General features: G+C 42.9%; 7 protein-coding genes. 3 read left to right on the forward strand and 4 right to left on the reverse strand.

The window, feature by feature from the left end; genetic code table 11:
* Window positions 1–547: 547 nt before the first annotated feature.
* The 4 genes from repA to L977_RS11085 form a co-directional block, all read right to left on the reverse strand.
* Window positions 548–1,426 carry a plasmid replication initiator RepA gene (repA, locus tag L977_RS11070; RefSeq protein WP_231563546.1) on the reverse strand — a complete coding sequence of 293 codons (879 nt, stop codon included), beginning with the start codon at window positions 1,424–1,426 and terminating at the stop codon, window positions 548–550.
* Between the two features lie 387 nt (window positions 1,427–1,813).
* The gene (locus tag L977_RS11075) at window positions 1,814–2,011 is read right to left on the reverse strand and encodes a type II toxin-antitoxin system Phd/YefM family antitoxin (protein ID WP_032679784.1); all 198 of its coding nucleotides are present in this window, start codon (window positions 2,009–2,011) and stop codon (window positions 1,814–1,816) included.
* A 167-nt stretch (window positions 2,012–2,178) separates the two neighbouring features.
* The gene (locus L977_RS11080; protein ID WP_047625759.1) at window positions 2,179–4,965 is read right to left on the reverse strand and encodes an LPD7 domain-containing protein; all 2,787 of its coding nucleotides are present in this window, start codon (window positions 4,963–4,965) and stop codon (window positions 2,179–2,181) included.
* Window positions 4,955–5,296: a plasmid mobilization protein gene (locus L977_RS11085; RefSeq protein ID WP_032679782.1), complete on the reverse strand. Its 342-nt coding sequence runs from the start codon at window positions 5,294–5,296 to the stop codon at window positions 4,955–4,957. The genes L977_RS11080 and L977_RS11085 overlap by 11 nt, the downstream gene beginning before the upstream one ends.
* A 309-nt stretch (window positions 5,297–5,605) precedes the next feature.
* Here L977_RS11085 and L977_RS11090 point away from each other — a divergent pair, with 309 nt between their 5' ends.
* The 3 genes from L977_RS11090 to L977_RS23170 are packed head-to-tail and all read left to right on the forward strand — an operon-like array spanning window position 5,606 to window position 7,178.
* Entirely contained in the window at window positions 5,606–5,980 is a 375-nt protein-coding gene (locus tag L977_RS11090; protein WP_047625760.1) for a hypothetical protein, read from the forward strand.
* Entirely contained in the window at window positions 5,961–6,662 is a 702-nt protein-coding gene (stbB, locus tag L977_RS11095; protein WP_032679781.1) for a StbB family protein, read from the forward strand. Before L977_RS11090 ends, stbB begins: the two co-directional genes overlap by 20 nt.
* Window positions 6,663–6,677: 15 nt before the next feature.
* Entirely contained in the window at window positions 6,678–7,178 is a 501-nt protein-coding gene (locus L977_RS23170) for a hypothetical protein (protein ID WP_052192623.1), read from the forward strand.
* Window positions 7,179–7,273 lie beyond the last annotated feature (95 nt).

The raw sequence follows: 7,273 nt of genomic DNA on the forward strand, positions 1-7,273 counted from the left end.
TCTTAACGGGTGTGACCAGCGGGAACAGCCGTTTAGAGGCTTAATTTCTCCGGATAAAAGCAATTTTTAATGACACTGGAGCTTATGGAAGAGGTGAATCTATGCCCGCCTTTGGCGGGTGCTAATTATGGGAGCGTAGCGACCATTAAACCGAACCGTCGCGAGCGTAGCTCGCTGAAAGGGCGGTCATTATCGCTGTCCACAGGACAGCTGACGAATAGGTTTTCTTTTTAATAGAGAAGATAAATATCTTTTTAACAGAGAGATCTAGTAGGGGTTTAAAAGAATTGTTGCGCTTTAAAACTAAGTCGATTTGCGCTTTTTGAGGCTGTCGTATGGAGGTTTAAGGGGATAGCCCCTTGCAGTTTTATGTTGATAAGTCGTATACGGCTAAAAATGAAGCATCGAGTCTTGATTTTGTTGCTGGGTAAGGAGAATTATGTGGAATAGCTTGCCAAAATGTCGCCTGAGCTGATTAAAAGTTGAGCTGTAAATATGTTTGGCCGAGCAGAATCCTCCGGAGTCAACCGGAGGGCAGGGGGGTTAATCAGGCATAGCTTGGTGGAGCAAGGCGGCTGTAATTGCCTCTCGCCATGATAGTTCTTTCGCTTGTGCGTCGCTGCACTTCATTGAACACTGCCAATTTATCTGCCGGGAACCGACCATCCGCGATTTCTCGGGTCAATTCACGTTTAACCAGAAGCTCAATATCTTTGCGGCTGCGCTCAGCATCACGCTTCGCTCTGGCTCTTTTAAGGCCATGTTCGCGCCGTTCTCTGTGATACTCACGGAATTTATTGCGTACATAGCTGAAAGCGCGGTTAGCCAGCTCTTCCAGATCGAGCCGTGGCAGTCCTTTTTTCTCACGTTGCTTATTCTGCCATTCGGCGCGACTTTGGCGTACTGCCTCAAGCGACAGCATTGATACGTCTAGCGCTTCGAACAATGCTGGAGTGAACTGGATATTAGAAGGGGCATTACAACCGAGTTCAGCGACAAACTCAGTGTCATATGTGATCAGGCCAAAATCCTTATCTAAGGACTCAAGCGCACGAGTGACACGGGTAATAGACAGATTGCCACGCTTAGATTCCGTCGCCAGGTCACATTCAATCGCTAATGTCGTAACAGAACACTGGACACGTCCATATTCGCCAGCCAGCGGATCGTAATGAAAACTCATAGCCTGAAGTAAGGCATCAATGGCTTTACAGCGTAAAGGAGCTGGCTTGCGGTGACGTTTACCTAACGAACGCGAAAAAGCAACGTGCATGAGGAAGTCAAAACGCTCAGTGAATCCCTGTGCTTTGTCCATAAGCTTTCGACAAAACGGGAGTGTTCGTTTGTCGTCTGGCTCGACAAATTTTGGGTTGGGATTTTTGACTTGTTTATATTGTGTTGCAGAGCTAATTGATTGTTCAATCACACCCGCCAGCACTTATGCCGGTGCAAAGGGGTTGTATGTGATTATACATTTGCTATAATCCTTACCAGGCCAGCGCCTGCTTTACGACCCCCTGAATATCCTCCGTTCCGGCAAGTTCGATAGGATTTCAGGGGGTTTTTGCATTCAGGGGTTTGGCATTTGCCTGTTCCCCTATCCCTAGACGCTATTACCGGGAACGTCCCACCCGTAACAATTCGTAAGCCTGCGTAATCTAGCACGATCAAATGTGACGATCAAACTACGCCTGCAATAAGATAACTCCTAACTGTCTGTTCTATAAACAGAAAATCTCACTTTTCATTAGACTCAAGAATAGTAAATCTAATGAAAATTTAGATTAGAAAACTGCCAAATCAGGCAGTTAACTTAGTTAGATTGATGCTTTTTACCTATTTCGGCCAGCTCTAAAAGTTTTCCATACTCTTCTGCTGGTACACAGTAAAAGGCTGGATGATTGCGGCTCATAATCGCCAGAGCGCCCTTACCAGAATTGACACACTCAACTGGGTTCTTCCGGAACTCAGTGATACTGATAACCCTACGGCTATGGATAACTTGGGTCATGTGTAAATTCCTCTCATCACGTCTGTTAACGCAATCATAGGCACAAAACCATACGTGATCAAGTACAAATAAAAGTACGTGATCTGTACACAAGAAAGTACACGATCTCGATCACAAAAAAAAAGCCAGGCAAGGCCTGGCTTGGAAGAGGGGAAAAGAGTTTAGAGCTAAGCTAAATCAGGGCTTGTATCACCGGTATTGACCGTACGAAAACCTTTAACAACATCGCTTTTGGATGCTTCAGTTGTCTTTTTCGGTTGTGGACCATCAAGCCTGGTCGCTTCCCATACGTTACGAACAGCTTCACGAGTGGAGAAATGCCCATTTTCATCACGCACACGCACTTGAACCGGCTTGGACTCTTTCAGCTCCAAAGAGACTTCATGACCACGGCGGAATCCTTTGAGCGCATCTTTTAGGCCGACTCCCCACTGTGTCGTTTCCTGCCCGTCCTTGCCCTTGAGGGTAACATAGTAACTTGCACTGTTACCTTCCTTATCTAAATACGGCGCTTCCCCATGCTTAACGATTTTACCTTGCAGGGTGGATACAGATCGATAAAGTGGGGAGTGTTCACTTTCAACATCCTGGGCAGTGCTCTCTGCTTTATCGTGGAGATCTTGACTGCCGGCAGATTCCCTACCTGTTTCCAGCTCCGCCCCCTCAATCGTGAATGCGGAATCCCGGCTGCTGCTATCCCGCTGTTCTTTAGCTTTCTCCAGCTCCTGACGGCGCAGCTGCAACGCTTCATTCATTCGCTTATCCGTGAAGTGAATGTCCATACCTCGCTCAGCAACTACGTCAATCACCATTTCTTTGAACTGCTTTGACCCTTTGATATTGAGAGTGCTACCAAAACGACCTTGTGCAAGTTCGAGCGCAACAGCAACACTGTCTTTGCTAAGACCATTTTTACGCATGGTGATCAGCTGGCCGTTATCAACGAACAATGTTTTATCACTGGTCTTATCGAGATAATGAACGTGGCCTTTCCGGGTGCGCTTGGTGTACAAATTGCTCGCATCCAAATGATGTTCTACTGACTTACGTGAATCATCGGCCACTTTTGAATAATTGACAGGGTTACGAAGCTTATCCATAACCCGAGAAAAGCGACTTTCGGCGGGTTGTTCTTTTTCAGGTTCAGGTGCGCTAATCGTAAAACCGGATAGGTTTTTCCTGTTATTATTCATCATTTGGCGAATATCTTTACTCCCCATTGAGAAACCCTCTTTTTTATTAACGATGGAATCTTTCCGTTTTAGCCTCTCGAAATGCATGACAGAAAGAAGCTGGTTCTTTTCTTGATATGTAAAACGTTTGTCTGCTAATACCTCCCGCTTAATGTCATAAAATTCACGATCAATATTTCGTAGCAATTTGTTGATATTCTTTTCAGGAGACTCCGTTTCTTTTACTCGTCTAATCAGCCAGCCGGGGACGGAAGATGTACTAACGTTTACATCGCGTGCAATAGAAGGTGATTTGACTGATAACTTTCCACCCTTAATCGTTCCTGCATCTAAAAGGAATCCCCCACGTCGCTGAACATCTTCAAGCGTTGGGATTCGATTCTTAAGACGTGGTAAAACAGGAAAATGTGTCAGCTGTAATTTTGATCGTCTTCGTGCATATCGCCCCACGGCTCGTAGCGAGCTTCCACTGGAGGCTGTTGCAGATTCACGTTGTTGTTTTGGAGCTGGAGAAGTTCCTCCTCCTCCTCTGGTTCCTCGTACAGCGCGTCGCAATCCAGAATTTCCGTTGGTTTGCTGGTTTGCCAGGTGTAAGCGTGCATTACCCGGCAATAACTCTTTATTTCCTTGCCCTGATTGTGTACCTGCCACATAGCCATCGGGCAGGTTTTGCAGGCGATCGGCAAATGGGGGAGCAATTCCTCTTTCAGATTCAGGAGAACGTTGCTGATTATTTCTCTGCCGTTGACTTCGTAACTCATTATGACCTCGATATTTTTCATAGAATCGATTTGTGAAATCTGAAATCATCTTTGACCGCTCATTACTTTCTGAGGCGTAATATTTATCTCGATAAGTAGGGGAGGCAATCTTATCCATATACTTGATTTCAGCTGCACGCTGTCTCCATTCAGAGAAGCGATTACTAATGATTTGTTTTTCCAAAGGAGGCTTGGTTATTTTCCTTTGAACAATAAAGTCATCACTAAAAATAGTTTCTTTAAGATTAGTGAATTTTTTATCACCATCTAGCTTTACAGCAATGTATTCACCGGGTTTACCTTGATTCCTAATTCTCGTTTCGCCATACTCTGCCACTAGGTCATAAAATCCTTGTCTAGACCGTACATCTTCATTGAACACTCTTTCTAATAAATCTACTTTGAATTGTTTATTCTTGGCTCGAAAATCGTCACCTTTATACCTTGAAAGCATATCTGCATAACTGGTTGGAGTAGCTCGGATATTATCCCTGGGTGATTCGAGCTTATACTTCTGATTAATATACTCCTGAAAAGCCTCTAGATACTTTTCATTTTGCTTATAGCTGCCAACAGGATTCATTTCGTTACCAGTAAGAAGATTCTTTCGAGGAATAACAATATGAATATGTGGTTTGCGATCTACCAGCTCTCCCGATTTTTTATCTTCCATCGTTTTTATCTTCGGAAGATGAGCCTCAGCATAGAAATTAAATTCATCAGTCGCATAGGCAGTCATGAGAAAGGATTTAAACTCTTGTGTTATTTCGATTAGTTTGTCATGCTCAATTTCATCTTCCTTAAATGCAAGAGTGAAAGTTAGATAGCGATCCTGTCCTTTATCTGGAATACTTTTGTATATCAATTCCGTAAGTTCTAGGTTTCCGTCCAGTATTACTCGCTCGTCTAACTCATCCCTTGAAAGCTCGCGCCCAGACTTTTGACCTTCTTCTAAATATTCTTTAACACCTGAATTATACCCTCTGCATCTAATCAGCATCCTCAACCGCCTTTTTCATCAGTGATTCAATATTGATAAGAGCATTTAAAAGAAGAGTGTACTTCCTCTCTGATATTGTACCATTTTTATGTGCCGAGTTAATTTTTAAAGCCAGCTGATTAATATTATTGCTAGACTTGTTAAAGAGGTATAATAATTTACTGGTGTCTTTAACCTCAATATTAATCGAATCACCTTTACTCAACGCCAGCTTTCTAAAAAAAGCTGAACGGCTGAGTTGTGATTCTTTTATCTGTTGTTCAAACGGAGAGAACTCATCGCGCATCAAGCGAAATGACACGACAATATCTTTATTCTGCTTAGCAGCCATGACACACCTCAATAACTGGTGATGATGTTCCCGCAAGGCGGGGTTTCAAAGGGGCGTCCCCTTTGGCACGCGACTGTATTCAAAGGCCGACAGGCATTTGTATACAGTCGGTAACGTGCCTCTGTTTTGATTCGGAAGTTGCATTGGATTGCATTGGATTGCACTAAATTGCATAAAATCATTTGACAGTTGCACTAGATTGCATTAGATTGCATTACAAGATGTAACGGTTGCACTAGATTGCACTACGTTGCATTAAGTGCCCATAACCATCTAAAATGGAGCCATTCTCAACACATGGGGTAGATCATGTCAGACTGGCGTAAACAACCTAGACAGGGGAGAAGCCAATTCCTTCCATTACTTGACGAGATAAAGAGTCGTCTTGTGCTTGGTGAAACTCAGAAGATGATTTTTGAGTCATACCCTGATTTAGAAATGAGTTACCCGCAGTTCACTCGGTACGTAAAAAAATACTGCCTCAGTGAAATCACCCAGGTAACAAAAGTACCAGAACATAAAGTAGCACCTGAGAAAACAAATACTGACGATGGGCAGATGGATAATAAATCCAGAATGGTTGTTAGAAACCCCAGCGACCTGAAAAAACTTAGATCGCAGCCAATCGACTTAGAAGAACTTCAAAATTCAGCAGGAGAAAAAGATGAAAGTAGCAATTCTTAACTATACCGGTACTGTTGGCAAAACAACCGTTGCAGCACATTTATTAGCACCACGCATGAATGGCGCAACAATATTCGCTATTGAATCCATTAATGAAACAGCTCAAGGCTTAGGAATTGATGTAGAAAAAATGAATGGCGATAAATTCCGTGAGCTGTTTAAAAAGATAATGCTAGAAGACGATGCAATTATTGACATTGGAGCCTCTAACATTGAAGACTTCATGACTAATATGATCAAGTTTGATGATTCTCATGAAGAATTCGATTACTTTGTTGTACCTGTCACTTCTGGTACAAAAGAGCAGAAAGAAACAATTCAAATGCTAGACACTCTCGCAAGTATCGGCATACCGGCGGATAAAGTGAAGGTTGTTTTCAATCGTGTAGATGTTGATGTTGATGATGAATTTCCATTCATCATTGCACGCCATAAAAAAGAAAAATCATTCTCCTTAAACAAAGAATGTGCAATCTATGAAAACGAATTGTTTGATGCGTTATCAATCAAGGGGCTAACTGTTGATGCTTTGCTTGCAGATGATACTGATTACAAAGCCCTCCTTAAAAACAAAGAAGCAAGTGCAAAAGATAGAAATACATGGGCAGATATGTTTGGCCTTAAGTCACTCGCCAAAAGCGTCAAACGCAATCTTGATGATGTATATGCCAACCTTTTTTAATCTTAAGGAGCAGTCATGCAAGAAGAAACTAGAGCACCTAAGACGGCGCGTGATGCTCTTCTGATTGAATTAATCGGTGATCTAGGGGTTCTTCACGACCAAATAAAATCACTTCCTGAAGAGATCAATCAGGCAACAGCAGGTTCAATCGAAATTATTGCAAATGCAGTTGAAGAGGCGGAGAAGACCGCCTCAAAACTGAGCGAAAATATTGACCAAAAAAAGGAGGCCGTTTTAGCTGACCTGAAAGCATCAGTAAAACAAACTCTGGATGAACACGCTGTTAGCGTGTTTGCCGAACTTGAAGGTAAAGTTAACACCTTACAAACGAGAATTTCATCTTTCGAGCTTTCTGATCCTAAAAGCCGAAGACTGAATATCGTTCTCGCATGTACGCTTGCATTTTCTTTGGTATTGTCAGCTTCTGCTATTTTCGCTGTCTATAGCGCGGCAAAATCTACAATATCCGATCTCAATATGATCATTAGTTCGCAAGAAAAACCGTCCTCAAAATGACCACCATAGCGGGCATTTGCCCGCTAAATTCATCGCTTCTATTCCGAAGAATTAAGCCTCTAAACGGCTGTTCCCGCTGGTCACACCCGTTAAGA

The sequence above is a fragment of the Enterobacter sp. ZOR0014 genome (assembly GCF_000798855.1).
Classification (GTDB): Bacteria; Pseudomonadota; Gammaproteobacteria; order Enterobacterales; family Enterobacteriaceae; genus Enterobacter; species Enterobacter kobei.